22 protein-coding genes are annotated in these 26,736 nt (G+C 62.7%); 7 read left to right on the forward strand and 15 right to left on the reverse strand.

Annotated elements, in window-relative coordinates; translation table 11 throughout:
* Positions 1 to 30: 30 nt before the first annotated feature.
* Together NKI22_RS04370 and NKI22_RS04375 are read right to left on the reverse strand one after the other, a co-directional pair.
* Complete coding sequence (locus tag NKI22_RS04370; protein WP_352640467.1) at positions 31 to 858, reverse strand: helix-turn-helix domain-containing protein; 828 nt, start codon at positions 856 to 858, stop codon at positions 31 to 33.
* 110 nt (positions 859 to 968) lie between these two features.
* Positions 969 to 1,139: a hypothetical protein gene (locus NKI22_RS04375; protein ID WP_023676480.1), complete on the reverse strand. Its 171-nt coding sequence runs from the start codon at positions 1,137 to 1,139 to the stop codon at positions 969 to 971.
* A 509-nt stretch (positions 1,140 to 1,648) separates the two neighbouring features.
* Here NKI22_RS04375 and NKI22_RS04380 point away from each other — a divergent pair.
* Complete coding sequence (locus NKI22_RS04380) at positions 1,649 to 2,080, forward strand: tellurite resistance TerB family protein (protein WP_023719964.1); 432 nt, start codon at positions 1,649 to 1,651, stop codon at positions 2,078 to 2,080.
* 821 nt (positions 2,081 to 2,901) lie between these two features.
* Here the strand turns inward: NKI22_RS04380 and NKI22_RS04385 are convergent.
* The 6 genes from NKI22_RS04385 to NKI22_RS04410 all read right to left on the reverse strand — a co-directional run bounded on the left by NKI22_RS04385 (position 2,902) and on the right by NKI22_RS04410 (position 10,356).
* Positions 2,902 to 3,717 (reverse strand): CPBP family intramembrane glutamic endopeptidase, encoded by an 816-nt coding sequence (locus tag NKI22_RS04385; RefSeq protein ID WP_023719966.1) that lies wholly within the window; start codon positions 3,715 to 3,717, stop codon positions 2,902 to 2,904.
* A gap of 52 nt (positions 3,718 to 3,769) precedes the next feature.
* Positions 3,770 to 5,392 carry an ABC transporter ATP-binding protein gene (locus NKI22_RS04390; RefSeq protein ID WP_352640466.1) on the reverse strand — a complete coding sequence of 541 codons (1,623 nt, stop codon included), beginning with the start codon at positions 5,390 to 5,392 and terminating at the stop codon, positions 3,770 to 3,772.
* The gene (locus tag NKI22_RS04395) at positions 5,389 to 6,258 is read right to left on the reverse strand and encodes an ABC transporter permease (RefSeq protein WP_352640465.1); all 870 of its coding nucleotides are present in this window, start codon (positions 6,256 to 6,258) and stop codon (positions 5,389 to 5,391) included. Before NKI22_RS04395 ends, NKI22_RS04390 begins: the two co-directional genes overlap by 4 nt.
* Positions 6,255 to 7,202, reverse strand: coding sequence for an ABC transporter permease (locus NKI22_RS04400; protein ID WP_352495965.1), 948 nt, complete (start codon positions 7,200 to 7,202; stop codon positions 6,255 to 6,257). The genes NKI22_RS04395 and NKI22_RS04400 overlap by 4 nt, the downstream gene beginning before the upstream one ends.
* Positions 7,203 to 7,457: 255 nt before the next feature.
* Positions 7,458 to 8,936 (reverse strand): ABC transporter substrate-binding protein, encoded by a 1,479-nt coding sequence (locus tag NKI22_RS04405; protein WP_023719970.1) that lies wholly within the window; start codon positions 8,934 to 8,936, stop codon positions 7,458 to 7,460.
* A 130-nt stretch (positions 8,937 to 9,066) separates the two neighbouring features.
* On the reverse strand, positions 9,067 to 10,356 hold the full coding sequence (locus tag NKI22_RS04410; protein WP_352640464.1) for an acetylornithine deacetylase/succinyl-diaminopimelate desuccinylase family protein: 1,290 nt from the start codon (positions 10,354 to 10,356) through the stop codon (positions 9,067 to 9,069).
* Positions 10,357 to 10,578: 222 nt separating this feature from the next.
* Here NKI22_RS04410 and NKI22_RS04415 point away from each other — a divergent pair, with 222 nt between their 5' ends.
* Positions 10,579 to 11,007, forward strand: a complete 429-nt coding sequence (locus tag NKI22_RS04415; protein WP_023719972.1) for a L,D-transpeptidase — start codon at positions 10,579 to 10,581, stop codon at positions 11,005 to 11,007.
* Between the two features lie 150 nt (positions 11,008 to 11,157).
* On the opposite strand, the gene NKI22_RS04420 is transcribed toward NKI22_RS04415, so the two are convergent.
* The 7 genes from NKI22_RS04420 to NKI22_RS04450 all read right to left on the reverse strand — a co-directional run bounded on the left by NKI22_RS04420 (position 11,158) and on the right by NKI22_RS04450 (position 20,001).
* On the reverse strand, positions 11,158 to 12,150 hold the full coding sequence (locus NKI22_RS04420) for a lipid A biosynthesis lauroyl acyltransferase (protein WP_352640463.1): 993 nt from the start codon (positions 12,148 to 12,150) through the stop codon (positions 11,158 to 11,160).
* A 2-nt stretch (positions 12,151 to 12,152) separates the two neighbouring features.
* Positions 12,153 to 13,181 carry a zinc-binding dehydrogenase gene (locus NKI22_RS04425; protein ID WP_352640462.1) on the reverse strand — a complete coding sequence of 343 codons (1,029 nt, stop codon included), beginning with the start codon at positions 13,179 to 13,181 and terminating at the stop codon, positions 12,153 to 12,155.
* An 84-nt stretch (positions 13,182 to 13,265) separates the two neighbouring features.
* Positions 13,266 to 14,537, reverse strand: a complete 1,272-nt coding sequence (locus tag NKI22_RS04430; protein WP_352640461.1) for a beta-ketoacyl-ACP synthase — start codon at positions 14,535 to 14,537, stop codon at positions 13,266 to 13,268.
* A gap of 74 nt (positions 14,538 to 14,611) precedes the next feature.
* Positions 14,612 to 15,799, reverse strand: a complete 1,188-nt coding sequence (locus tag NKI22_RS04435) for a beta-ketoacyl-ACP synthase (protein ID WP_352495968.1) — start codon at positions 15,797 to 15,799, stop codon at positions 14,612 to 14,614.
* Positions 15,800 to 15,837: 38 nt separating this feature from the next.
* Complete coding sequence (locus tag NKI22_RS04440; RefSeq protein ID WP_023719977.1) at positions 15,838 to 16,122, reverse strand: acyl carrier protein; 285 nt, start codon at positions 16,120 to 16,122, stop codon at positions 15,838 to 15,840.
* Between the two features lie 213 nt (positions 16,123 to 16,335).
* Entirely contained in the window at positions 16,336 to 16,884 is a 549-nt protein-coding gene (locus tag NKI22_RS04445) for a histidine phosphatase family protein (RefSeq protein WP_352640459.1), read from the reverse strand.
* A gap of 105 nt (positions 16,885 to 16,989) precedes the next feature.
* Positions 16,990 to 20,001: a caspase family protein gene (locus tag NKI22_RS04450; RefSeq protein WP_352814614.1), complete on the reverse strand. Its 3,012-nt coding sequence runs from the start codon at positions 19,999 to 20,001 to the stop codon at positions 16,990 to 16,992.
* Positions 20,002 to 20,150: 149 nt separating this feature from the next.
* On the opposite strand from NKI22_RS04450, the gene NKI22_RS04455 reads away from it, so the two are divergent.
* The 5 genes from NKI22_RS04455 (at position 20,151) to NKI22_RS04475 (ending at position 26,695) form a co-directional block, all read left to right on the forward strand.
* Entirely contained in the window at positions 20,151 to 21,101 is a 951-nt protein-coding gene (locus NKI22_RS04455; protein ID WP_352640457.1) for an AEC family transporter, read from the forward strand.
* A 170-nt stretch (positions 21,102 to 21,271) separates the two neighbouring features.
* A complete protein-coding gene (locus tag NKI22_RS04460; protein WP_352640456.1) occupies positions 21,272 to 22,729 on the forward strand; it encodes an NAD-dependent succinate-semialdehyde dehydrogenase in 1,458 nt (485 codons plus the stop codon).
* A gap of 85 nt (positions 22,730 to 22,814) precedes the next feature.
* Positions 22,815 to 23,840, forward strand: coding sequence for an aldose epimerase family protein (locus tag NKI22_RS04465; RefSeq protein WP_023719983.1), 1,026 nt, complete (start codon positions 22,815 to 22,817; stop codon positions 23,838 to 23,840).
* Between the two features lie 448 nt (positions 23,841 to 24,288).
* Positions 24,289 to 26,025 (forward strand): adenylate/guanylate cyclase domain-containing protein, encoded by a 1,737-nt coding sequence (locus NKI22_RS04470; RefSeq protein WP_023719984.1) that lies wholly within the window; start codon positions 24,289 to 24,291, stop codon positions 26,023 to 26,025.
* A 100-nt stretch (positions 26,026 to 26,125) separates the two neighbouring features.
* The gene (locus NKI22_RS04475) at positions 26,126 to 26,695 is read left to right on the forward strand and encodes a GNAT family N-acetyltransferase (protein ID WP_352609116.1); all 570 of its coding nucleotides are present in this window, start codon (positions 26,126 to 26,128) and stop codon (positions 26,693 to 26,695) included.
* The last annotated feature ends 41 nt before the right edge of the window (positions 26,696 to 26,736 follow it).

The following is a 26,736-nucleotide window of genomic DNA, read 5'->3' on the forward strand; positions in this document are numbered from 1 at the left end:
CGAAGGCCGGTCGCGCGTCTTGAAGAAATGTTACCTCACGGCGACAGTCGTCGGCGTGACGCCTGCGAGGTCGCGAAACTCGCGCACCAGATGCGCCTGGTCGGCATAGCCGCAGTCGGCGGCGATGTCGGCCCAATCGCTGTTGGCCTTTCTCGACAGGCAAAGCGCGTGGTTGAAGCGTACGATGCGCGAGAGCGTCTTGGGTCCAACGCCGACCGCGTCCGAAAATTTTCCGGCGAGATGCTTGCGGCTCCAGCCAAGCTTTTCGGCCAGCGTCGAGATGCGGGTCCGACCACTCGTCGAGACGATCGTCTCATAGGCCCAGACAATTTCGGCTTGAGTGCCGTCTGTGGTTGCCAACCGGTCGGCGACGAAGGCCTCGGCGATGGCAAAGCGTGAGCTCCAATCCGGCGCATTGCCAAGCCTTTCGCGAAGCGCGACGCCTCCAGCGCCGAGCACGTCATCCAGGCCGACCATGCGGTCGGTCAGTTCGCTCATCGGCCGGCCGAAGAAGCGACGAGCGCCAAGCGGGGTGAAATTGATCTGCACACAACAGGCGCCGCCGAAGGATTCGATCACCACCGGCCCGGCGTAGAGGCCGGCGGCAAAACTGGCGAAGCGGTCATTGTCGCCGGGGTCCCTGCCGAGCCCGATGGCAAAGGGTTCGGCAAAGCTGATGACCAGCGGCACGGTCAGCGAGGCATATTCGATGGCGCGGAAATGGCCTGGCATGGTTTCGCGAAAGCCGCATATGTCGGTGACGGCGCCCTGAAGCCGATGACTGGGCGCGCGCCGCACCATCTCGAACCGATCGAGCCCTGGGCCGTCGTGGCGGCTGCCGTCTTCGCTGGCGGGCATGTGCTTTCCCTCGTCCAGGAATTCTAACAGACCATCCTGCAGAATCAAAAGCGCCCGGCTTGTGGCCGGGCGCTCCGAGTTGCCTGAGATTCTGAATTGTCTGGACGTGTTTAAGCGCCGCGCATCAGGCAGCCGGCGGCCAGCACGATGTAGGCGATGACGACAATCCACGCGGCATTCAAAGGGATGAACGCAAGAACGCCAAGCGCGGCGAGAACGCCGATGATGGCGATGACAAGGGATATGATGAAAATAAGCTGGGTAGGCGCACTGAGATTCATGTTCGGTCCCTCCTCAACATGATTCGTACAACGGCATACTATCAGTCGCGCGGTCACACACCAATGAGCGCAGCGGGCTTGCCGGATTGGCCGGCAGTTTTATGGGAGTGGCCAGAACGGTGCCGCGAGTTCGATCACGAAGGGCAATCGCTTCAGACGAATGACAGTTTCCAAATTGTGGCGGAGACCACCAATTGTCGATGTCGCCGCCGCCCCTCATTGCCCTGCCGGGCATTTCTCCCCGTATAGTGACGGGGAGAAAGGGCTGGTCGCAACGTCGGCGCCTTTTCTTGCAGCGTCTGCGATTGGCGAAACCGGTGACGAGAGCGCCCTCTCCCCGTCACTAAACGGGGAGAGGATGCCGGCAGGCAGGTGAGGGGCAGCGCCAACGCCCTAAAGGGGTGAGGAGACGAATTCAAAACCTGAAGCGATTGCCCAGTTCCACCCTTCGCACCCCGTTTGCGCAAAGCCGATTCCGCGCTACCTTCCCGACGAATCGGAAGGGGCTGATGGCGATGGGATTGCTGGACCAGATACGCTCGATCTTCGACGGCGATCCCGGCGTGCGCAAGGTCGCAGACGATCCGGTGCTGTCGGCGGAACTGCTGATGCTGTTCCGCATGATCCTGGCCGACGGATCGGTCAGCGAAAGCGAAATGACAGCCTTCAGGCGTATCTGCCGGGAAGCCTTCGGCATTCCCGAAACCAGCATCGACAGCGTTATCGAATATCTCAACGAGTTCGGCTACGAGACCAACAGCTCGCAGGCCATCGCTCAGTTTCGCGACCTCGACATCGAACGGCGCAAGCTGCTCGCCCGCCATATGGCCGAGATCGCCAAGGCCGATTCGCAACTTGCCGGGAGCGAGATGCAGCTGTTACGCCGCACCCTCGACCTGCTCGAAATCAGCCCTGCCGATGTGGTAAAGCCGCAAGGCTGAGGCATCGGCTGACTACGATTGCCGACGTTCTGAACGTCATTTTGTCTGAGCCGATGGTTGCATCCTGCTGCCCACTCGCAGCATCGACGCCTATCTCCGTTTCAAGATTACCGGAAGGGACTGTCAGGAGTCTGTGCGCGGGGCCGGTTTCATCATTGGTTGACGAACCCTTCGCCGAAGAGGACAGTGAACAGGATAAAAGTGCACTGTCACTGCTATTCCGCTACTCCGTCATAGATATAGGACGAGGTGCCGAGGTCAGGATCGGGGCCGACAGCCGGTATGCGCCCGCAATCTTTTGTTTTAAGTTAAACTATCCACTATTCTGACACCGTCGGCGCCAATTAGTTAATCACCTTATTCTATAGCATTGTCTACTATGATTATGTTGTCCGCGCCATCATAGACAAAGCTCTCCGGAGAAGGGCCGTGCTCAACTACTCTTGATATGCGAATCTCAGATCTGTCAGAGAATATAATGGAAACCCACTGGGAGTCGGTGACAACGTCAATAATATTGATAGACTCCATGTATGCTCGGATAGAGCATGAAATTTTGGTGTTTACTGCGATGGAACCTCTCTCAAATGCGATCATGATACTGCCGTTTTGGTACTTAATGGATCGAAATTCTTTTCCAATGAGATTTTCCTTTAGGTAGTCCATATGACGTTTATCCTATCGCGTTCAGTTTGGAATATGTGCGAATTGATGTTCCCTTGAACTCGCCCCCCGGGAGGTACCAAAAGTTGGCCCCGGTGTAAGGGTTCGAGATTGTCTGGCAGGACTTGAATTGCCCGGGTTTGTCGCGTTCATCATTCTCAGATTCGTCGTTTCCTTGGTCCGGCAGCTTTGCTCCGCGTTGCGTCAAGCGCTTCACTTCGTGCGGCATTCATGCAAGCCCGAATGCCAGGACAAGGAAGCCCATCGCTCCGAACCCCGGCGTGGATGACGATCCCGGCCCATGTGCTGCGACGCCGCTGGACGATGTAGGGCAGCAGCAACGTGATCGGCACAAGGGTCGACAGGACTTGCCAGGGGAAGGCAGCGTGGAACAGCAACCACATTATCCCGTTGACCAGCCACGCCCACCCCCCGAAGGCAACCTCTTGCCGCGGCAGTGCGACACCCCGCCAGACAAACTCTTCCCCAGCGATGTTCAGTGCAAAAAACGGCAGCCACGCGCCGAGAATCCAGTACCGCCCAGGACCTAGTGGCTCGAAAGCCATGAACGAGGGATGAAGAGTCTTCCCGTCTTGCAGCATCCGGAGCGCGGCGCTGATGCCGCCGGTCAGCACGCTGACAGCCGCCAGCCCTCCAACAGCCCATAGCCAGTCGCCGCCATTCATAGTGCGAAGCCACAGCCGCGCGCCCCACGGCACCAGCCTTCCTTGACGCCGCTCTCGATGCAATAGCAGGGCAGCCGTGAGAATCAGGGGGCCAAAAAGGATGATGCTTGCGGCCAAGAACCACATCACCACAGTCTCAGCCCCGCTAGCGGAGACAAACGCTGGGACGGCTACCCGCGTGACCAGGAACAGCAGCAGAGCACCCGCCCCGAACAGCGCAGCAGAGCCGCCCAGGCCCAGTGGAGGAGGCTCAGGCCCTTCGCGCGTTTCAGAACTGTTGGCTGTCAATAGCCGTTCTCCCGCCCGTGCGCCCAACGAATTAGCCGTGCCACGAAGCTGCTCACCCCTGTTCTTGCAGCCGTTTCGCAATTGCCCGATGCAAATCGGGAGCGGCGGCGACCAGCGCCTTGGCGGCTTCGGATTGCGGGTGGTCGAGCACTTCGCTCGTCCTGCCGCGCTCGACGATCTTGCCGTCATGCATGACCATCACTTCGTCGGTGATGGCGCGGGCGACGGTCAGATCATGGGTGATGAACAGATAGGCGATGCCGAGTTTCTGGTTGAGTTCGGCGAACAAATCGAGGATCTGCGCGCGGATCGAGACGTCGAGCGCCGAGACCGGCTCGTCGGCGACGATCAGCTTCGGCCGGGTGATGATGGCGCGGGCGATCGACAGGCGCTGGCGCTGGCCGCCCGAAAACTCGTGCGGATATTTGTCCATGTCTTTAGGCGACAGGCCGACCTCGTGCAGCGCATGCGCCACCATTTCGCGCCGCGCGGCGGGCGCCGGCTTCTTCTCCAGCACATGCAGCGGCTCGGCCACCAATCTCTCGACCTTCTGGCGTGGGTCGAACGAACCATACGGGTCCTGGAACACGACCTGCATGTCGCGCCGCGCCGGCTTCAGCTCCGCCTCGCTCTTGCCGGTGAGGGTGTCGCCACGGAAGCGGATCCCACCGGCCGTCGGCTTGTCCAGCGCCAGGACCATGCGGGCGAGCGTCGACTTGCCGCAGCCGGAGCGCCCCACGAGCGCCACCGACTGGCCGGGCGCCATCGAGAAGGAGACATCGTCGACGGCGCGGATGGGAGCTGCCGGTTTCAACAGCGATATGCGCCGTCCGGGATAGTCCCGCGTTACGTTCGCTACCTGAAGCAGCGGTTTGGCTGATCCGCTGTCATGCGTGCGGGCTCGCGCCGGCAAATGCATCGAGGCCTGCGCCAGTTGGCGCGTGTAGGGGTGAAGCTGTTCAGATAGCGTGCGGGCCGTGTCGCCGGCCTCCATCACCTCGCCATGGCGCAGGATGGTGATGCGGTCCGCCATCTCCGTCACCACGGCGAGGTCGTGCGAGATGAGCAGAAGACCCATGCGGTTTTCCGCTACGAGGTCGCGCAGAAGGTCGAGGATCTGCGCCTGCAGCACCACGTCGAGCGCGGTCGTCGGCTCGTCGGCAATCAGCAGCTTGGGTTTCAGCGCACAGGCAATGGCAATGACGACGCGTTGGCGCTGGCCGCCGGAGAGTTCGTGCGGATAACGCGACAGCGGGAATTGTGCTGCCGGCAGGCCGACCCGGTCGAGCATTTTTCGCGCCCGTTCCTCGGCGTCGGCGCGGCTTGCCCTGGTGTGCCAGCGAATACCCTCGGCGACCTGCTCGCCGATGGTCTTGACCGGATTGAGCGCCGTCATCGGCTCCTGGAACACCATGCCGATATCGTCGCCGCGCAGCGCGCACATCTGGTCCTCGCTGGCGGCAAGGATGTCGATGCCGTCGAAGGTGATGCGTCCGCTGGTGTGCGCCGCCCAGGGCAGAAGCTGCATGACGGTGAGCGCCGTCATCGACTTGCCGGAGCCGGATTCGCCAACGAGCCCCATCACTTCGCCCGGCGCGACGGAAAGTTCGATGTCTCTGAGGATACGGGTGCTGCCGATGGTCAGCGACAGCTTGTCGATTTCGAGCAGGCTCATCGCTGCCGCCGCGATTTCGGATCGAGAATGTCGGCAATGCCGTCGCCAAGCAGGTTCAGGCCAAGCACGGTGACGATGATCGCCATGCCCGGAAAGATCGCCATCCAGGGCGCCACCACCATGCGGGTCTGGGCGTCGAACAGCATGCGGCCCCAGCTCGGCATCGGCGGCTGGGTGCCCAGCCCGACATAGGAAAGCCCGGCTTCGGCCAATATGCCCAGCGCGAACTGGATGGTGCCTTGCACCAGCAGCAGCGTGGCGATGTTGGGCAGCACATGTTCGATGCTGATCAGCGTCCTGCTTTTGCCGGCGGCGCGGGCGGCGAGGATGAATTCGCGCGGCCAGATCGCCAGGGCGCCGGCCCGGGCGACGCGCGCGAACACCGGGACGTTGAAGATGCCGATGGCGATGATGGCGTTGAACGCGCCCGGCCCGAAGATGGCGGTGATCATGATTGCCGAAAGCAGCGCCGGAAAGGCGAAGACCAGGTCGTTCAGCCGCATCAGCACGTCGTCGGCGATGCCGCCGCGCGCCGCGGCAAAGGCGCCGAGCGGCACGCCGATGCCCATGCCGATGCCGACCGCCACCAGCGCGACGGCGATCGAGTTGCGGGCGCCGACCATGATCATCGACAGGATGTCGCGACCGAAATGGTCGGTGCCGAACCAGTGCGCCAGCGATGGCGCCTGGGTCTTGTCGGAAATGACCAGCCTGGTGACATCGTAAGGCGTCCAGAAGAAGGAGAGGATCGCGACCGCAGCCACCAGCGCGGTGATGACGAAGCCGGCGAGGAACGAACGGTTTTTGAACGCCTTGGCCAGGATGCCGGCAAGGTTCTCGTCGGGGATGTCGATGTGCAGCGTCATTGCCGGCCTCTCAGGCGCGGATCGACCACCGCATAGGAGAGATCGACAACGAAATTGACGACGATGACGGCGGCGACCAGCAGCATGACGACGCTCTCGACCACGATCAAGTCACGCTGGTTGATCGCCTGGAACACCAGCCGGCCGAGGCCGGGCAAGTAGAAGACGTTCTCGATGATGACGGTGCCGGCGAGCAGGAAGGCGAATTGCAGGCCTAGAATGGTGACCACCGGGAGCATGGCGTTGCGCAGTGCGTGCCGCCACAAGACAATACGATAGGGCAGGCCCTTGGCGCGGGCGGTGCGGATGTAGTCCTCGCTCAGCACTTCGATCAGCGCTGAACGGGTGACCCGGGCGAGGATCGCCGCCTGCGGCAGAGCGAGTGCGATTGCCGGCAGGAGCAGCGATTTCAGCGCCGGCCAGACGCCGGCGCTCCAGCCGGGAAAGCCGCCGCCAGGCACCAGCCGCAGCCAGACGGCGAAAAGATAGATCAGCATCAGCGCAAACCAGAAATTGGGCACGGCGACGCCAAGCTGGGCGGCGCCCATAGCGATCGTGTCGCCGGCCCGGCCGCTACGGCTGGCGGAAAACAGCCCGACCGGGATGGCAATGACGGTGGACAGCGCCAGCGCCATCAACGCTAGCGGCAGCGACACGACGAGGCGCTCGCGGACCAGATCGATGACCGGCACCGAATAGGTATAGGAACGGCCGAAATCGAGGCTCAGCAGCCCGCCGGCCCAATGCAGATAGCGCAGCACGACGGGAGCGTTGAGGCCCATCTGGTTGCGCAGCAATTCGATCTGGTCGGCGCTGGCGTTCAGGCCAAGCATCAGCCGTGCCGGGTCGCCGGGAATGATCTCCAGCACGGCAAAGACCACCATCGAGGCCAGAACCAGCGTGACGACGGCGATGGCGAGGCGCTTGAGGAGGTAGGCGGTCATGGACGTTGAGGAACCGCTGTGTTGCCGGACGCAAAAACCGGGCGAAGCTTGCGTTCCCGCCCACCCCCCTCTGTCCTGCCGGACATCTCCCCCTCAAGGAGGGAGATTAGCAGTTTCCACGCTGACACTGTCCTTGCAACGCTAGTGGTTAGCGAAAGCGGCGATGAGGGCTCGATCTCCCCCCTTGAGGGGGAGATGTCCGGCAGGACAGAGGGGGGTGTGACGGAGTGCAACTTTCGCCCTTCTGTCAGCGGCTCAATCCGTCCACTTCACCTTGGTCAGGTCGTTGGCCTGGATCGGGGCGTTTTCCCATAGGCCTTGCAGTTTGGCGTCCCAGACGCCGACCTTCGGCAATTCGTAGAGGAAGCCGACCACGGCGTCATCGGCCAGAACCTTCTGCGCCTCGCCGAGCAGCGTCATGCGCTTGGCCTCGTCGGAGGTAAGGTTCAGCTCGTCGATGATCTTGTCGAAGGCCGGATTGTCGTAGTTGAAGTAATAGTCCTTGCGCGAATAGATATCGATGTCGTTGGGCTCGGTGTGGGAAACGATGGTCAGGTCGTAATCCTTCTTGGTGAAGACCTGATCAAGCCACTGCGCCCATTCGACAGGGATGATCTCGAGGTCGATGCCGATTTCGCGAAGCTCGGAGGCGATGATCTCGCCACCAAGCCGCGCATAGGAGGGCGGCGGCAGCTTCAGCGTCGCCTTGAAGCCATTCTCCAGGCCGGCTTCCTTCAGCAACTCCTTGGCCTTGTCCACATTGTGCGGATAGAGGCCGGTGAGGTCGACATAGGCCTTGCTGGCGGGCGACATGTGCGAGCCGATCGGCACGCCGAGGCCGGCCGAGGCGCCGTCGATGATCGCCTTGCGATCGAGCGCAAAGGAAATCGCCTGCCTGACCTGCAGCTTGTCGAAGGGCGGCTTCTTGTTGTTGATCGACAGGATGGTTTCGCCCTCGGTCGAGCCGATCACCACCTTGAAGCGCGGGTCGTCCTTGACCTGGGCGACACTGTCAGGATCGAAGAACGGAAAGGCCTGGATGTCGCCGGAAAGCAGCGCCGGAACGGCGGCGGCGGCGTCCGGAACGATGCGGAACTCGGCCTTGTCGAGGAACACCGGGGCGCCCCAGTAATTGTCCGACTTGACCAGCGTGATCGATGAGCCCTTGGCCCAGTTCTGGAACTTGAACGGGCCGGTGCCGATCGGTTTTTCCTTGTTGGTGTCGGCTGTCTCAGGCGCGACGATCACCGCGTCGCCCCAGCCCATATTGTAAAGGAACGAGCCTTGCGGGTTCTTCAGCGTGACCGTCACCGTCGCGGGATCGACGACCTCGACCTTGCCGATGGCGGCGAACAGGCCCTTTTGCGCGTTGACGGAATTGTCGGCGCGGGCACGATCGAGCGAGAATTTCACGTCGTCGGCGTTGAAGTCGCTGCCGTCATGGAATTTCACGCCTGTATGCAGCTTGAAAGTGTAGACCTTGCCGTCGTCGGAAATGCTCCAGCCTTCGGCGAGATCGGGCAGCACTTCGCCGTTCGGTCCGATGCGGGTCAGGCCCTCGAAGACATTGGCGTAGAGCACCTCGTCGATCGCAGCCGCGGCACCCGCGGTCGGATCGAGATGCGGGGGTTCGAGCGGAATGCCGATGACCAGGTCAGTTCGCGCGGCCATCGCCGAGGTTCCGGCGGCCAACGCCAGCGCCGCTGCGGCCAGAATGGTTTTCCACAATTTCATCGTGCAACTCCCCATATGCTAAAACACGTGCTGAAACCCGGCGGATAGAAGCGTGAATTCGCCGCCGAGTAAATTGCGTTTCGTACCGTCCGCCGCCGCCGGGAGGAATGTTTTTCCGCCCATGGCCGGATCATTGCGGGCCGGCCCCCCTCAGCAGAACGCCGAGGCCGATGGCCATCACCTTTGCCGAGTCCAACATATCGGCAATGCCGACCCATTCGTCGGGTCGGTGGGCAAGGTCGAGAATGCCCGGCCCATAAGCGATGCAGTCATAGATGTGGCCGATGCGGGCGACGTGTTTCTGGTCGTAGGTGCCGGGCGAGATCACGTAATCCGGCTCGCGGTCGAATATCTCCATGATGCCTTGCGCGACCGCCTTCACCACCGGTGCGTCGCGCTCGGTCATCAGCGGCAGCACTTCCATCAGATCGCGGATTTCGTAATCGAATTTCTTGCGCTCGCGCTTCAGCCGCTCGAGGATATCGATCACTTCGCTTTTGACCGTGCCGAGATCCTCTTCGAGCAGGAAACGGCGGTCGATGGTCAGCCGGCAGGAATCAGGCACGTTGGGCGAGGGCAGGCCGGGCCGGAAATCCTCCGTCTGGCCGCCATGGATCGAGTTGATGTTCATGGTCGAGCGTTTTGCGCCTTCGGGCACGACCGGCATGCGCGTCATTTTGCGGTCGAGCACCGGAAACAATTCGTCCTCGAAGGCCCGCAGCACGGCGCCCATATGGCGTACCGCATTGTCGCCGAGGAACGGCATCGAGCCGTGCGCGATCTCGCCTTTGGTCTCGATCTCCGCCCACCAGACGCCGCGATGGCCGAGGCAGATGCGGTCCTTGTTGAGCGGCTCGGGAATGATGACGTGGTCGACCTTCGGCCTGGAGAAATAGCCGAGCTTGGCCAGATGGGCGACGCCGCCAAAGCCGCCGGACTCCTCGTCGACCGTCCCCGAAATCTCGATGGCGCCGGGAAAATCGGGAAAGACCTCCATGAAGGCTTCAGCGGCGATGATCGAGGCGGCAAGCCCACCTTTCATGTCGCAGGCACCGCGGCCATAGACCTTGCCATCCCTGACGATGCCGGCGAACGGATCGAGGCTCCAGCCGTCGCCGGGCTCGACCACGTCGATATGCGAATTGAAGTGCACGCAAGCACCCGGCGCGCGGCCATCGAAGCGGGCGACGACGTTGACGCGCGGATAACGGTCAGTGTCGCCGGGCGTGCCTTCGGCACGGATGAATTCGATCTCAAAACCGCGCTTCTTCAGCCGCGCGCCGATAAATTCGGCACACGGCTGATAGGCTTCGCCGGGCGGGTTGATGGTCGGAAAGCGGATCAGATCCGCGGCCAGCGCAACCAGATCATCGGCTCGGTCATCGATCGCCTTGAGGAGCCGTTCGTTCGGTTCGTTCATTCGGCGAATTGAGCAGCGGATGAGGCGGTTTTGCAAGCCCGATGGCGAATTGCGAGGCGATTGCGTGTCGTTACGGCAACTATTGCGGGAAATCGTTCAAATTCGCTGCTTTGGATTGGTGAAATCGTCAGGGAGTAGGTGTTAGCTCGCTGGCTTGCCATCAAAATGCTGGAGAACAGCGTGAGGGCAGGCAGGCAAGGGGCATCAAAGGGGTTTGATCGCATGAAAAACACTGTTCTCATGGCAGCAGCATTGGTAGCGATGCTGTTCGGTTCGTCGTTCGAGGGCCGGGCGGCCAGCCTGGTCGCGAACATTGATATTTCCTCACAGACGATGACGGTAAGATACGGGCTTTCGTATTACCGGTGGAGCGTTTCCACCGCCCGCAAAGGCTACATCACGCCGCGCGGCAGCTATCGTCCGCAGCGGACGGCCAGGATGTGGTATTCGCGCAAATACGATATGTCGCCGATGCCCTATTCGGTGTTCTTCCGCGGCGGCTATGCCATCCACGGCACCGGTGCCGTCCGGCAATTGGGGCGCCCGGCATCGCATGGCTGTGTGCGCCTCCACCCCAGCAACGCCGCGGCCTTCTATTCGATGGTGCGCAAAGCCGGCTTCGGCAACACGCGGATCCTGGTGACGAATTAGGCCTGTCACTGGGCCCGAAAATAAAAAACCCGCCGGAGCGGCAGGTTCGTCGGCGCCAAGTAGCACCATACCGAAGTTAGTAGCATAGCTGCCGGCACAAAGCAAGAACAAAATACGTCAGTAGCGGAAAATGTTTGCTATGATTTCCGCTCAGGCGGCTTTGTCGCGCAATTTCAACGGCCGCCGCTTTCTGCGCTTGCTGATCTCCCAGCGCTTGTGGAACCACATCCACTGGCCAGGGTCTTCGCGCACCCAGCGCTCGACCACATCGTTGAGAAGCTGAGTGGTGGCGGGGACGTCGACATTGCCGCCTGCGGTGCGCGGCAAGGTGAGCTTGTCCTCGATCTCGAGCCGGAAACGATTGTTCGGCAGGCGCACGCAGCGCGCCGGATAGACATCGCAGTCATAGTGCCGCGCCAGGGTGCCGAGAACCCGGTTGCTCTCGCAGGGGCGGCCGAAGAACGTCGTTTCGAGCCCGCCCGTGAATTTCTGGTCGACCAGCACGCCGATATTGCCGCCTTTCTCGAGGACGGCCGCAAGCGCGAACGAGGCGCCGGTCGAAGACGGCAGCAGCGATCCCATGCTCGAGCGGCGGGTCGAGAGGATGTAATCGGCTAGGTAAGGATTGTTGGGCGGGCGAAACAGTGCCGTGATGTTCATGCCGAAAGTGGCGGCCGCGACAGGCAGCAGCTCGAAATTGCCGAGATGCCCGGTAAAGACGATATGCGGCTTGTCCTCGCCGGCGATGCGCACGAAATGCTGCTCGCCCTTGACCTCGACGCGGCCCGGCTTTGTCGCAGCGGGATCATAGTCGAATAGGGCATCGAGGAAGATATATTCGGCGGCGAGGCGAGCCATGTTGCCCCACATATCGGAAGCGATCGCCTCGATCTCGGCATCGCTTTTTTCCGGATAGGCCTTGCGCAGATTGTCGACAGCAACTTGATGGCGCTGCACCCAAGGGCCGATGCGGCGGGCGGCGCGGTCGGCGAAATTGAGCGCCCGGTCGGGCGGCAGCAGCCGCAGCGCGGAGATGATGATCATCGCAACCCGCGCGACCAGCCAGTAGTTGAACTGGCGAAGCCGCCTGCCATAGCGGAATCCCAGGTCCCTGCGGATCTTCCTGAAAGCGTTGCCGATCATTCTCAGCCGACGCGCAGGATGATCTTGCCGAACACGTCGCGGCCCTCCATGCGCTTCAGCGCGGCATCGATGCCGTCGAAACCGACCTCGGTGTCGATCACCGGCGCCACCAGACCTGCCGCCATCTTCTGCATGGCGTCGGCCATGTTTTCCATGCGGCAGCCGAACGAGCCGAGCAGCTTCAGCTGCTGCTGGAACAATTGCATCAAATTGATCTGCGTCGACACGCCGGAGGTCGAGCCGCAGGTGACGAGCCGTCCGCCGCGTTTCAGGCACAGCATCGAAGCGGCAAAGGTGTCGGCGCCGACATGCTCGAACACCACGTCAACGCCCCTCTTCTTCGTCAGCTTGCGCACGACGCCTTCGAAGCGGTCGTCGCGGTAATTGATGACGTGGTCGGCGCCGAGCGCCTTGGCCTTGTCGATCTTTTCGTTCGAGCCGACGGTGGTGATGACCGTGCAGCCCATCTTCTTGGCCAGCTGAATGGCGGCTGAGCCGATGCCGGAGCCGCCGGCATGGACCAGTATCGTCTCGCCGGGCTGCAGCCGGGCATTGTCGAACAGCATATGCTCGACCGTGCCGAAGGTAACCGGCGCCACCGCCGCGCCGATCTCGCTCACGCCGGGCGGCGCGGGGACCAGAAGGCGCGCCGGCAGGTTGATCTTTTCCTGCGCAAAGCCGTCGAGATGGAAGCCGTGCACGCCCGAAACATGCTCGCAGAGATTGTCGCGGCCTTCGCGGCAGGCGCGGCAAAGACCGCAGGTGCGGGCACCGTAGATCGACACCAATTGCCCGGGCACAAGGCTGGAAACGCCGGGGCCGACCGCCTCGACCTCGCCGGAAGCCTCGGCGCCGACGACCAGCGGCAGCTTGCGCTTGGCAAAAGCCATGCCGCGCCAGCCCCAGACGTCGATGTGGTTCAGCGCCACGGCCTTGATGCGCAGCGTCACCTCGCCGAGCGAAGGCGGCGGCGGTGGTGGCAGGTCCACCGTTTCAAGCCGGCGATCCTCGATAAGTTGCAATGCGCGCATGCCAGATCCCAGGTTGCGCATGACCCGAGAACCGTTTCGGAAAGGACCATGCGCACGACAACAGTGCTAGAGCGGAACGGTCGCTTAGACCGGTTCCCGCGCCATGACAAGGCAGGTGTTCTGGCCGCCGAAGCCGAAGGAGTTCGACAGGACCGTGCCGACCTCGGCGTTGCGCTTGGTGTTCGGCACCACGTCGAGCACGATCGCCGGGTCGGGATTGTCGTAGTTGATGGTCGGCGGAATGACGCTTTCGCGCATCGTCATCAGCGAAAATGCAGCCTCGACGGCACCGGCTGCCGATAGGGTATGGCCGATCATCGACTTGTTCGACGAGACCGGCATTGACGAGATACGCTCGCCGAACACCGTCGACAGCGACAAATGCTCCATCTTGTCGTTTTCGGGCGTCGAGGTGCCATGGGCGTTGACATAATCGATCCCGTCCTCGCTCAGGCCGGCATCGGCAACGGCGGCGCGCACCGCCGCGATCGCCGGCGAACCGTCCGGCTTGGAGCGGGTGCGATGGAAGTCGTCGGCCTTTTCGCCGCAGCCGCGCAATATGCCGAGAATGGTGGCGCCGCGGGCAAGTGCTGCCTCCAGCGATTCCAGCACAAGGGCGCCCGAGCCTTCGGCCAGCACGAAGCCGTCGCGATCCTTGGAGAACGGCTTGGATGCCTTTTCGGGGATGTCGTTATGGGTGGAGAGCGCCGACAGAAGCGAGAAGCGGATCAGCGCCTCCGCGGTTGCCGATCCGTCGGCGCCGATCGACAGCGCCCGGTCGCATTCGCCGCGGCGGATCGCCTCGACGCCGAGCTGGATCGCCGTGGCGCCCGAGGCGCAGGCGGTCGACAGCGTGATCGGCAGGCCGCGCGTGCCGAAACGATCGGCAAGCCGGTCGGCGATCGAACCGAACTGGGTGGTCTCGAAAATGTCGAGTTCCCTCAGGCCGCGCGCCACCCGCAGGAGCCTCTCTGCACCGGTATCGTGCGTGTCGGAATTGTAGAGCGAAAAGCGCTCGCTCCAGTCGAGTTCGACCGGCGGCGAAGCGAGGAAAAGCGGTCCGCCGAAATCGCCGGCATCGAGGCCCGCCTCCGACATCGCTTCCCGGGCGGCGGTTTCGGCAAGCTCATAGGTGAGGAGACTGGCGCCCTTGGAACTCGACGGCAGGAAATCGACCATGCCGGAGATGCGGGTGTTGAGATGATCGACCGGGAAGCGGGTGATCGGATGGATGCCGGACTTGCCGGATGTCAGCGCCGCCCAATTATCGGCCTTGCCGACACCGAGCGAGGTCACCACGCCGATGCCGGTGACGGCGACGATCGGCCTGCCCATGTGGTCGTTCAGATTGGCCATTTGTTGTCCAAAAACCTGTTTCTCTTGGAGCATCGGATCGCCCGAAAACCGCGTCACGTTTTCGGTCCGATGCTCTAGGCGGCTTTGATCAGCGCCATGCCCTCGAATTGGTGATAGCCGATCGCCGTTGCAAGGACGGTCTTCGGGACGCCGGCAAACGGTTTTTCGACTGTGGCGTCGAAGACAGGGTAGGCGGCCTCGCGGTCGACAGCCAGGGCCGCCAGCGCGACGGCGAAGGGGAACTGCGCTTCCTTCATGTGGCCGGTGAGCGTCGAAAAGCCGCGTGCGGCGATCGCCGGATTGGCCTCGAGCGCCGATTTCTCGGCGGCGGTCGCGGCATGGGCGCCCGAAGCGCCGGAGATCGCCAGCAACTCGCCGTCCGGCAATGCGGCTTGCTTCAGCAGCATGGCGATCTCTCCATCGAGTTCGCCCCGCCGGCGCCTGGCGCGACCGGACAGGACCGGGCCAAGTTCCGCATAGATCTTCCGGCCACGGCTTGTCGCGTGCTCGCGCTGCTCCAGGACGAGAAACGCGCCGCCGGATCCGGTCACCACGCCGCCGCCCTCGGCACCTTGCCTCTGCCAGACCGGCCGCCACGGACCGCGATGCAGGTAGCCGGCCAGTTCATAGCCGAGCAGCATGTCGGAATGTTCGGTCTGGAAAGCGCCGCCGACCAGTATATGCGTCGACTGACCGGAACGGATGCGCGCGGCCGCGGTCTCGACGGCGGCGACGCCCGCACCTTCCTCGCCCATGAAGGTGCGCGACGACCCCGTCACCTTGTGGACAATCGAGATGTTGCCGGCGAGCAGGTTGGAAAGCTGTGCCAGAAACAGCGTCGGGCGCAATTCCGTGGTCAGCTTCTCGTTGAGCAGCACGTCGCGGTCATTGCGGCTTTCCGATGCCGCGAGAATGGCCGCGTCGACCGCTTCGTCGCGCTCGCCGCCGCCGGCGGCCACCACCATGTCCATGGTCGCGCAGAGTTCGTCATTGCCCTTGATGCCGGCATCATCGAGCGCAAGGCCGGCCGCATAGGTGCCGAGCCTCTGCCAGGTCTCCATCTGCCGCTGGTCGCCACGCTTGGAGATCTGCAGGTTCCAGTCGACCTCCGGCAGCGGGTGGACTGTATAGGGCGAGAAGCGCGAGGCCTCCAGAACCGGCTCAAGGCGCGGCTGGACGAGCTTTTGCCAATGCGCATCCGGACCCTCGCCCAGCGACGAGACTAGGCCGATGCCTGATATGACGACGTCGTGGGGGTTCATGGGCGGCTGTTCGGGTGAAGGCGCGTCAAGCGCTGTGCTTACGTGGCGTTCTTGGCGGCGACGAGCGCGTCGATCTTGGCGCACAGGTTCTTCATGACGAAATAGTCGTCGGTCGACGCCTTGCCGTCATTGACCTCCTGCGTCCACTTTTCCAGCGGCACCTTGATGCCGAATTCCTTGTCGATGGCAAAGACGATGTCGAGGAAGTCGAGGCTGTCGATGCCGAGATCGTCGATGGTGTGGCTTTCGGGCGTGATCGTCTCGATGTCGATCTCGCTGGTGTCGGCGATGATCTTGGCGACTTTGTCGAACGTGGTGGACAAGGGCTTTTCCTTCGATTGCGGGCGGAATCTGTCCGCATGTGTTTTGGGCTGTCTAGTCGGTTTTTCCGGGCAGGAAAAGGCCTGATACGCCCGGCGCAGATGGGATTGCTGCCCAGGCAGAGCAAGATGAGATCGGAATCCAACCGCGGCTTCTCGTGGCAGTGGCATTTCGGCAACACCTATCTCGCTCGACGCGAGGAGCGACCGGCCCGGTCAGAAGGTGACGCGGCCGAGCACGCGCAGGCCGTCGCCTTGCGGCTCGACGACCACGGCTTCGCCTTCGCGCGGCGAGATGCCGGTCAATTCCTTGATGTTTTCGAGATGTGTGACCATGACCAGATTGTCTGACCCGGAATAGCCGCGGATCTCGGCCAGGATCGCGGCGATCTGGGTGGCCTTCTCCTTCTCGCCGGTCTTCAGCAGGTCAAGCGGTTCGAACGGCTCCGGCTCGCTTTCGAAAGCGATGCGGGCGGTCTCGAGGCAGCGGCAATAGCGGCTGGACAGCACGCGCTCGACCGGTGCCGCGCGGGCGCCAAACAGCGCGCCGATCTTGCGCGCCTGTTGCTTGCCGCGCTCAGAGAGATTGACCTGGGTCGCGCATTTGCCGAGGTCGAAATTGGCCGCATCGGTGGTGCCGGTGACCATGGCATGGCGAAGCAGGACCACATGCCCGCCGTCGCGGAGCAGCGCCCAGCCGGCTTCCGTCGCATGGGCTGTGGCGGAAACGGCAAGCAACAGCAGCGCCAGCACAAATCGAAGCATCAGACATCCTTTCGGGTGACCGGCAGGCAGGTCCCCGGTGACCGGCATATAGGGACGGCAAAGCCGGCTGAAAGACAAGCCGAGTGCAACCTGCGGCCGAGACGCCTATTTCTTCGCTATCTGCTTCTTCACCAGATCGATCTTGCGGTCGGTCAGCGGGATGGGGAGTGTGTAGCCGGCTTCGGTAAAGCCTTGCTTGGCGTTCTCGAAGAATTCGATCGCCTTTTGGTATTCGGCATTGCCGCCGCCATAGCTGCCGCGGTTCCAGTGGACGTCGCCGAGATTGTTCTGCTCGAAGGCCCATTGCATCGGCTGGCCTTCGCGGGTGAAGACCTTGAGCGTCGCCTCGAAGGCGGCTTCGGCGTCGTCCAGATATCTGCCGGTCCGTTCGAGATTGCCGAGATTGATCAGGCTCATGCCGATGCCGTTCTGCGCGTTTGCCCAATCGACGGGCGAGGTTTCGAAGGTCAGCACCTCCAGCGCCGCTCGGCGCGCGGCGATCGAAGCGACCAGTTTGCTGGTGTCGGCCTCGCTCATGCTCAGCCATTGCAGCGCCGAGCCGAGGCCGGCCTGCGCCAGCGCCCATTGCCGCGGCGTCGTCTCGCGCTTGTATTCGCGCAGTGCATCGCGATAGGCCTCGATCGCCGCCTCGTAGTGCACCGGCTTGTCGGTCACGCCGCCGAGCAGTTGCAGCGTGTTGCCGAGATTGTAGTGGGTCATCGCCCAGTCGAGCGGAAACTCCTTCTTGGTATAGACGCGCCGTGCCGCCCGGTATGCAGCAGCCGATTGCTCAAGCCTGGCAGGATCGCGCGTGCGCTGGCCGAGCGTCTGGTAGATCGAGCCGAGATTGTTCTCCGCCGAAGCCCAATCCGTTGGAAAACGTTGGCGTGTGAATATGGTCAGCGCGTCGCCATAGGCAGCAGCCGCCTCTTCGAGCAGGCCGGTTCCGAGATCGAAACGGGCAGCACTGCTCAGCGCGTTACCCAGATTGAGACGGCTGCTTGCCCAGGAGAGCGGGAAGGTGTCGCGTGTGCGGATTTCGAGCGCGGCGCGGAATGCCGCGGCTGCCTCGTCGATTTTTGCCTTGTCGTTGCGTTGCGTGCCGAGAGACACCAGCGTGTTGCCGAGATTGTTCTGGACCATCGCCCACTGAACGGGCGCCTTTTCGCGCGTGTATTCTTCAAGCGCCAGCCGGTAGGCGGCCTCGGCCTCGGTCAGGCGCGCGCCGCCCGGTTCGCGTTCCGAAAGCGCGTAAAGCGCAAGGCCAAGGTTGCTTTGCGAGGCGGCCCAGTCCAGCGGGACTTTGCCGCGCGGCCGCTTCTCCAGCGTGGCGCGCATCGCCACCACTGCCTCGTTCAGGCGTTTCGGGTCGCTCTCGCGTTCGCCGATCTTCAACAGCACATTGGCCAGGTTATTCTGGGCGGCCGCCCAGTTGAGATCATCCTTCTCGCGCTCGAACACGGCAAGCGAATCGCGAAAGATTTTCGCGGCCTCTTCCAGCCGGTCGATTTGGCGCTCGCGCTCGCCGATCGTCTGCAGCACCACCGCCATGTTGTTGCGGGTGATCGCCCAATCGCGGTTCTGCTCGCCATTGGCGATGAAGCTCAGGATGACGCGGTAGGCGTCGATGGCGTGCTGCAGCGCTTGCCTTTCGCCGGTGGCGTCGCCATGCGCGTTAAGCGCTTCCGCCTCCTGGTTCTTGTAGTTCCACCCCAGCCTGTCGTCCCATTTCTCGACCAGCGAGAAGGCCTTGCCGTAATCGTTGGCGGCGGACAGATAGTCGAAGACCAGCGCCGAAGCGTCGGCGCGCCTGGCATAGATCGCCGCGTCGGCAAGACGCTTCTGCCTGACCAGATCCTCTGCCTGGTCGACCACGCCGCTGGTCTGCTCGACCCGGCGCACTGCCTTGTCGAGGAAGTTGCGCGCAGTGACGATAGCGCCCTGGCCGATCGCTTTGTCGGCCGAGGCGACGAGGCGGCTGATCTCGGGGTCGTCGGTGCGCAGCGCGTTGCGCTCGGAGATCATCTTCTTCAGGCGCTCGGCCTGAGCATCGAGCAGTTTTTGCAGGTCGGTGGGGTCCTCCGGTATCTTTTCGGTGCCGAGTGCCTTCAGCACGCCATAAAGCGCGTCGAGCGGCACGCCATCCTGCAGCGAGGCCAGTTCGACCTGTGCCCGCTTGGGGTTCGGCAACTCGGCGATCGTCAGCAGCAATTGCCGCCGCTCGCCAGTGATCAGCCCGTCGTCGCCGGTCGGTTCCTGCGGTGCAACGCCGAAATAGAGCAGCCGGCGCAGGCTTTCATTGACCCATGGCCGCTGCTTTGCCTTGGTGTCGAGATAGACCTCCTCGGTCACCATGCGCATGACCGAGCCGAACTCCGTGCCCTTCATCGCCGCGAGGTGGCGCAGAAGTGCCGCTGCGTAGGGGCTGTTTTCGCCGACGATGCCGTCGAGTGCCGGCCGCCCCGGCTCGGCGGCAAAGCCGATCACCGTTCCCAGATTTTCCGTCGCGGTCGCGTTTGCCAGTGCCCTGGCACCGCGCACCGGCTCCAATCCGCCGGCGCTGACCGGCGAGGCCGAGGCCGTCGGCGCCCGGCGCAGCACCGCATCCGCCGGAAACGGGTTGGTGCGGCAGGCATCGAGCAGCATGATCGTTACCGGCACGGTCGTCTTCAATTCGTCCATGACAGCGGAGATCGGCACCAGGGCCTGATCGGCGTCCTTCAATGAAGAAACGTCGGCGTCGACCGGCACCAGATAGTTTTCGCCGCCGGCCTCGATGCCGTGGCCGGAATAGTAGATCAAGGCGACGTCGGCGTCCTCGGCATCCTCGGCGAAACGCTCGAGGTCGCGCTTCAGCTTTGCCGCGTCGCGGTCGGTGACGCTGCGCGCGTCGAAGCCGAGATCGGTCAGCATCTTGGCGATGTCGCGGGCGTCGTTGGCGGGGTTGGGAAGCGCCGCTATGTGCTGGTATTTCGACTGGCCGACAATCAGCGCCACGCCCTTGAGGCTCTCCGGCTCCGCGGCATGAGCCGAGGTCACCACGAGGCAAAGCATGGCGCCGACGAAAGCCGTCAGCCACGCCTGCTTGAAGAAGTGCTGATTTCCGACAAGGCCCATTCGCCGCGTGTCCCCCGACAACCCTGTATAGCGCTGCCATCCAACCATGAGCAAATTCGGGCAAGATCCGAGCGGCCGGATTGTTGGCTGGTACATTCGCGAGGGAAGGGCGATTGCGCCGCCGCCGGGGCTCGCCTATCACGGCAAAAATGTCTCCGCTTACCGAAACCGTCCTCTTCGTCTTCAGTCTCGTCGGGCTCGGCTATCTTGCCGGGCTTACCGGCTATTTGAAGCCGGCGAGCGGCGAGGGCGTATCCGAATTCGCCATCAACGTGGCAATGCCGCTTTTGCTGTTCCAGACCATGGTAAAGGCGGATTTCCATGGCGTAGCGCCGTGGTCGCTATGGGGCGCCTATTTCACGGCGGTGGCGCTCACCTGGGCCGCCGGCCATCTGGTCACCACGCGCATCTTCGGACGAGACGCCCGCGCCGGCGTCGTCGGCGGCGTATCGTCGTCCTACTCCAACGTTGTCCTGCTCGGCGCGCCCTTCATCATCGGCGTGTTCGGGCCGGCCGGGTTCGAAGTGCTGTCGCTGCTCGTTTCCATTCACCTGCCGGTGATGATGATGGCCTCGATCATCCTGTTCGAGATGTTCGGCCGCGGCGGCAGCGAGCCTGTGCATCCGCTCCGCGTCATCACGAGCTTTCTCAGGAGGGTATTCATCAACCCGCTGATCATCGGCATACTGGCCGGGCTGGCGTGGCGCTTCACCGGTGCGCCGCTGCCAGCGCTTGCGACGCGGTTGAGCGACGCGCTGGCCGGCACGGCCGCCCCGGTGGCGCTGTTTGCCATGGGGCTAAGCCTGCGCCGTTTCGGTATTTCCGGCAATGTCCGCCCGGCGCTGGCGCTGTCGGCGCTGAAACTGTTCCTGATGCCAGCACTGGTTCTTTGCCTGGTCTGGCTGATCGGCCTGCCGCCATTGACCGCCAAAGTGGCGGTCATGGTTGCGGCGTTGCCGTCCGGCATCAATTCCTATCTCATTGCCGTGCAGTTCAACACCGGCCAGGCGCTGGCATCGAACCAGATGACCATCGCCACCGCCAGTGCGGTCGTGACCACTGCGTTTTGGCTGACAGTGGTCGTCCATATTTTTGGATAGGAGCCCGGCGGGATCGCTCTCGCTTTGGCTGGCCTAAACCCTATATGCCATCTTGTGATTGCTTGCGGGGCTTGCCCTGGGCTAAGAGCAGTGGCTCTAGCGATGCTATCGCGCACGTCCATTCACGAAATCAGCGACCGGCCCGCCAGGTGCCGAACGGAGGCGAGATCATGCTTCAGAAAACCAGCCATTTCATGCGGCAGGCCAATCTCATCAATGGCGAATGGGTGCAGGCCGATTCAGGCCAGACGGTCGACGTCAACAACCCTGCCACCGGCCTCAAGATCGGCACCGTGCCGAAGTCGGGCAAGGCCGAGACCCGCCGCGCCATCGAGGCCGCCGACGCTGCCTTCAAGACATGGCGCAAGACCACCGCGCTCGAACGCTCGAAGCTGTTGCGCAAGCTGCACGACGCGATGATGGACAATCAGGACGTGCTGGCCGAACTGCTGACCATCGAGCAGGGCAAGTCGCTGTTCGAATCGAAGGGCGAGATCGGCTCGGCCGCGTCCTACATATTGTGGTTCGCCGAAGAGGGCCGCCGCACCTATGGCGACGTCGTTCCGTCACCCTGGGCGGACCGCCGCATCCTGGTGACCAAGGAGTCGGTCGGCGTCATCGCCGCCATCACGCCATGGAATTTTCCATCCTCGATGCTGGCCCGCAAGCTCGGCCCGGCGCTTGCCGCCGGCTGCACGGCCGTGGTCAAGCCGGCGTCGCAGACGCCTTATTCCGGGCTTGCCTGGGGCGCGCTTGCCGAAGAAGTCGGCTTCCCCAAAGGCGTGATCAACATCCTGACCGGCGCCGCCGGCGAGATCGGCGACGAGATCTGTGCCAATCCGCTGGTCAAGAAGATCACCTTCACCGGCTCGACCGAGGTCGGCAAGATCCTGATCCAGAAGTCGTCGGTGACCGTCAAGAAAGTGTCGATGGAGCTCGGCGGCAATGCGCCGTTCATCGTTTTCGACGACGCCGATCTCGATCGGGCCGTCGCTGGCGCCATCACCGCCAAATACCGCAATTCCGGCCAGACCTGCGTCTGCACCAACCGCTTCCTGGTGCAGGCCGGCATCTATGACCGGTTCGTCGAAAAGCTGGCTACTGCGAGCAACGGGCTGAAGGTCGGTTCCGGCCTCGAAGACGGTGTCCAGCAGGGACCGCTGATCGATGAGAAGGCGGTGGAGAAGGTCGAGGAGCTGATTGCCGACGCTACTGCCAAAGGCGGCAAGATCGTCGCCGGCGGCAAGCGCCACGCGCTCGGCGGCTCGTTCTTCCAGCCGACGGTGATCGCCAATGCCACGCCGAAGATGCGCTTCATGAAGGAAGAAATCTTTGGCCCGGTGGCGCCGGTGTTCAAGTTCGAGACCGAGGAAGAGGCCGTAGGACTCGCCAACGATACCGAGTTCGGGCTGGCCGCCTATTTCTACACCGGCGATCTCGGCCGCGCCTTCCGGGTCATGGAAGGGTTGAAATACGGCATGGTCGGGGTCAATGAAGGGCTCATCACCACGCCTGAGGCGCCGTTCGGCGGCGTCAAGGAATCGGGCCTCGGCAAGGAAGGCGGCCATCAGGGCATCGAGGATTATCTCGACACCAAATATGTCTGCATCGGCGGACTTGGTCTCTAGAAGCCTCATACGGTAATACCGAAAACGATCCTGGGCCGCTTCGGAAAGGCCAGGCTGGCGTCGATCGAGCAACGAACTTGCGAGCATGGCGATGAAGGACGGCGAGGTTTTCGGCACGACGCAGGCGGGCGAGGAAGTCCGCCGTTTCACCATCCGTGGCGGCGGCCTTACCGCCAACATTATCGGCCTGGGCGCGATCATCCAGGATCTGCACCTGGCCGGGCACGAGGCGCCATTGGTGCTCGGGTATGATCGTTTCCAGTACTATGAGACGGATAAGGCCTTCTTCGGCACTGTCGTCGGGCGCTACGCCAACCGTATCCGCGACGGCCGCTTTACGCTTGCCGGCAAACGCTACCAGACCGAGCGCAATTTCCTCGAAAAGCATACGCTGCATGGCGGTTCGCAAGGTTTTTCGCGACGAGCCTGGGCGGTTTCGCTGCATGGCAGGGATTTTGTCACGCTGACCCTGCATGACCCCGACGGCACGATGGGCTTTCCCGGCGCGCTCGACGTGACCTGCACCTACCGGCTGAAGATCCCCGGCACGCTCAGCATCGAACTGACCGCCACCTGCGAGGAGCCGACGCTCTGCAACCTCACCCAGCATTCCTATTTCAACCTGGATGACGGCGGCGCCGGCGACATTCTCGACCACCGGCTGATGCTGAATGCCGGCGCCTATATTCCTGTCGACGCCGATTTGATTCCGACAGGCACGGTCAAGCCGGTCGACGGCACACCTTTCGACTTTCGCCAGGCGCGGCCGCTGCGCATGGAGACCGAGGGCGAACAGCTCCCCTACGACCAGAATTTCTGCCTTGCCTCGACGCGCGGGCCGCTGAAGCAGGCATCATGGGCGCAAGGCGCGAATTCCGGCGTCGAGATGGAGCTCTGGACCACCGAGCCGGGCGTCCAGCTCTATACCGGCCAGTATCTGGCGCCGTCTTCGCCTGGTTTGGGCGGCCGCCAGTACAAGCCTTTTTCAGGCTTCTGCCTGGAACCGCAAATCTGGCCGGATGCGCCCAACCGGCCGTATTTCCCGCAAGCCACGCTGTGGCCGGGCCAGATCTACCATCACGTGACGGAATACCGGTTTAGGCTGCCTTAGGGCATGACACCCGGAAACCGGCATGGTTTTGCTGCGCTGACCTCCGGTTCGGAAAGGATCATGCAAATTCAAAGTGTTATAGCGTCCTTTGCGCGTCCAATGACGCGCGGCGCTCTGGAGTCAAAACGCAATCACTCTGAACGACCGACTTCGAACCCTCTCGGACCTTTGACGCCGAGAGCCCTGACGACGCAAGTTGACCCTGAGCTGCCCTTCGTCAGCCCATTTCACTGCGCGATAGCCGACATTCGCGGCACTCGGCACTGACCCCTTGCTGACCTTCTCCAAGACGAGCCCCAAGCGCAAGTCGTGGCCCCAGTGGGGACAATCGACAGGCGCGATCACCCTATGTAGCTGCTTGGCGATCGAGCCTCGAAGTCAACCTGATAGACTTTTGAAATGGGCGGCATAAAATTCGCTTTTCTGCTTTCAATGAAAGCAACGCGAAATGGCCGAAGAACGCGCCCAACGCCGCCTTGCCGCCATATTGGCTGCCGACGTGGTGGGCTACAGTCGACTTCTGGACCTGGACGAGCAAGGAACGTTGGCCGCTTTAAGGAGGACGAGGAAGGAAATCCTCGAACCACTCGTCCGCGACCGTCATGGCCGTATTGTGAAAGTGATGGGTGATGGCGTTCTGGTCGAGTTCGGAAGCGCGGTGAACGCCGTGTCATGCGCCGTGGACCTTCAGAAGCGGATGGCGGCCGCAAACGAGGGTGTGACCGCCGACCGGAGAATCTACCTGCATATCGGCATCAATCTGGGCGATGTCGTTGTCGAGGACGGCGATCTGTTCGGCGACGGCGTCATTGTCGCAGTGCGGCTCCAGGCAATGGCCGGGGCAGGAGATGTCTGTGTGTCCGGCAGCGTCTACGACCAAGTCAAGCGGAAGCTCGATTGCGGCTTCGACGAACTTGGTCCGCAAGCGATCAAGAACGTCACCGAACCAGTGTCTGTCTACCGGATCCGGCTGTCGACCGCATCGGACGATGGCGGGCTCGCGGAGAAAGCGCCTCTGCAGCTCCCCGCCAAGCCCTCCATTGCCGTCCTGCCCTTTACGAACATGAGCAATGATCCGGAGCAGGAGGCATTTGTCGATGGCCTCACCGAAGACTTGATCACGGATCTGTCGAGGACAAGCGAGTTGTTCGTCATCGCCAGCAACTCGGCATTTGCATACAAAGGCAGGCACGTGGATGTGCGTCGCATCGCGCGAGAACTGGGAGTTCGCCATCTTCTTGAAGGTAGTGCACGGCGGGCCGCTGGACGGGTGCGTATCAACGCCCAACTGATCGACGCGATCGCGGGTGACCACCTTTGGGCCGAAAGATTCGATCGGAGCCTAGAAGATATCTTCGCCGTTCAGGACGAGGTGACCGGCAAGATTGTCGAGGCTCTGGTTGGCCGCCTGACCACCGCGCCGGCGCGCAACAGACCGAGCAACCTGGAGGCCTATGATCTCTGTGTGCGTGCCCGGGCCCTTGGCCTGCAAACGGCGCTCACCGCGAAAGAGGCCATTTTGCTGCTGAACCGGGCAATCGCGCTCGACCCGGAATACGCGGAGGCGCACCGTTGGCTGGCACTCAACCTCTGGCTGGGCTGGGAGTTCTGGGACGAACCGATGGACCCCAACCGCGCAAGAGCGCTCGCCGAAGCACAGCTGGCGGTCGAACTCGACCCGAACGACGCCGGGAACAGATGGGTATTGGGCGTCATACTGGGACATGAGAGTCGCTGGGTGGAATCGGATGCCGAATTCGATGCTGCCCACGAGCTGGACCCCAACCACGCCGACGCTTGGGCGATGCGGGCCGAGTTGACGACTGAAAAGGGGCGACCTGCCGAAGCCATAGAGCAGGTCCGCAGGGCACTGCGACTCAACCCTCACCCGCCCGGTTGGTATTACTGGATGTTGGGCCAGGCCCAATATGCCATGGGCGACTACGAATCCGCGATCCAAACGCTGCGCAGGCCCGAAACCTATCGCACGACTTCACGACGCCTGCTTGCAGCAAGCCTTGCGCAACTTGGCCGTTTGGAGGAAGCGCGCTGGGAGGCGAAAATGTTCATGATAAGCAATCCGCACTTCACTATCCGGCACTGGTCGGATTCGCAGCCATTCCCAGCCGAAGACGTGCGCCGGCATATCGTGGAAGGTTATCGCATGGCGGGGCTGCCAGAATGACTGTCATTGGTTATACCTTCGGCCTGCTGTCGACAGGCGTCCCAAGGCTGCCGCAGCAGCGAACATTTTGGTCTTCTGACGGAACGAAATTCGCCATATCGTGCGTTTGTTTCGCCTCATGGTGTGCTTGAACATGGCCAGTGAAGACTTTCGGCACCGGATAGCGCGACGCGAGGACCTCGCCTCCATGATTGCGCTCATGGATGCAGCGATCTCCGAACTCCAGAAACCGTTTCTCGACGATGACCAGATCCGATCCAGCCGCGCAATCATGGGGCTGGACACGCAGCTTGTCGATGATGGCACCTATTTCGTCGTGGAGCACGCCGGCGTCCTGGCAGGCTGCGGTGGCTGGAGCCGGCGCACGACCATGTATGGTGGTGATCAGTCACCGGGACGCAACGCGGCACTGCTTGATCCAGCCACGGACGCGGCGCGTATCAGAGCCATGTATACGCATCCGGACTTTGTCCGGCGAGGCGTCGGCCGCCTGATCCTTTCGCTGTGTGAACGTGCCGCTAAGGCTGAGGGCTTCCGCCGTGCCGATCTGGCAGCCACGATGGCAGGAGAGCCGCTCTATCGAGCCTGCGGCTACCAACCCGCCGAGAAATTCGTCGATGACCGTGGCGGCGCTCCGGTTCCGATCCTGATGATGAGCAAGACGCTCTGAGCTACGCTCAAAGGCCACTCGCTCGCGGCCGGCACTCGCTC

This window comes from Mesorhizobium sp. M0778 (assembly GCF_040320105.1).
Taxonomy (GTDB): Bacteria; Pseudomonadota; Alphaproteobacteria; order Rhizobiales; family Rhizobiaceae; genus Mesorhizobium.

Excerpts from the sequence above, each read along its gene's own strand:
- NKI22_RS04425 (WP_352640462.1), bottom strand. The coding sequence starts at position 13,181 with ATGCGCGCATTGCAACTTATCGAGGATCGCCGGCTTGAAACGGTGGAC.
- NKI22_RS04415 (WP_023719972.1), top strand. The coding sequence starts at position 10,579 with ATGAAAAACACTGTTCTCATGGCAGCAGCATTGGTAGCGATGCTGTTC.
- NKI22_RS04395 (WP_352640465.1), bottom strand. The coding sequence starts at position 6,258 with ATGACGCTGCACATCGACATCCCCGACGAGAACCTTGCCGGCATCCTG.
- NKI22_RS04460 (WP_352640456.1), top strand. The coding sequence starts at position 21,272 with ATGCTTCAGAAAACCAGCCATTTCATGCGGCAGGCCAATCTCATCAAT.
- NKI22_RS04455 (WP_352640457.1), top strand. The coding sequence starts at position 20,151 with ATGTCTCCGCTTACCGAAACCGTCCTCTTCGTCTTCAGTCTCGTCGGG.
- NKI22_RS04410 (WP_352640464.1), bottom strand. The coding sequence starts at position 10,356 with ATGAACGAACCGAACGAACGGCTCCTCAAGGCGATCGATGACCGAGCC.
- NKI22_RS04370 (WP_352640467.1), bottom strand. The coding sequence starts at position 858 with ATGCCCGCCAGCGAAGACGGCAGCCGCCACGACGGCCCAGGGCTCGAT.
- NKI22_RS04450 (WP_352814614.1), bottom strand. The coding sequence starts at position 20,001 with ATGGGCCTTGTCGGAAATCAGCACTTCTTCAAGCAGGCGTGGCTGACG.
- NKI22_RS04465 (WP_023719983.1), top strand. The coding sequence starts at position 22,815 with ATGGCGATGAAGGACGGCGAGGTTTTCGGCACGACGCAGGCGGGCGAG.
- NKI22_RS04405 (WP_023719970.1), bottom strand. The coding sequence starts at position 8,936 with ATGAAATTGTGGAAAACCATTCTGGCCGCAGCGGCGCTGGCGTTGGCC.
- NKI22_RS04380 (WP_023719964.1), top strand. The coding sequence starts at position 1,649 with ATGGCGATGGGATTGCTGGACCAGATACGCTCGATCTTCGACGGCGAT.
- NKI22_RS04420 (WP_352640463.1), bottom strand. The coding sequence starts at position 12,150 with ATGATCGGCAACGCTTTCAGGAAGATCCGCAGGGACCTGGGATTCCGC.
- NKI22_RS04400 (WP_352495965.1), bottom strand. The coding sequence starts at position 7,202 with ATGACCGCCTACCTCCTCAAGCGCCTCGCCATCGCCGTCGTCACGCTG.
- NKI22_RS04375 (WP_023676480.1), bottom strand. The coding sequence starts at position 1,139 with ATGAATCTCAGTGCGCCTACCCAGCTTATTTTCATCATATCCCTTGTC.
- NKI22_RS04435 (WP_352495968.1), bottom strand. The coding sequence starts at position 15,799 with ATGAACCCCCACGACGTCGTCATATCAGGCATCGGCCTAGTCTCGTCG.
- NKI22_RS04430 (WP_352640461.1), bottom strand. The coding sequence starts at position 14,537 with ATGGCCAATCTGAACGACCACATGGGCAGGCCGATCGTCGCCGTCACC.
- NKI22_RS04445 (WP_352640459.1), bottom strand. The coding sequence starts at position 16,884 with ATGCTTCGATTTGTGCTGGCGCTGCTGTTGCTTGCCGTTTCCGCCACA.
- NKI22_RS04470 (WP_023719984.1), top strand. The coding sequence starts at position 24,289 with ATGGCCGAAGAACGCGCCCAACGCCGCCTTGCCGCCATATTGGCTGCC.
- NKI22_RS04390 (WP_352640466.1), bottom strand. The coding sequence starts at position 5,392 with ATGAGCCTGCTCGAAATCGACAAGCTGTCGCTGACCATCGGCAGCACC.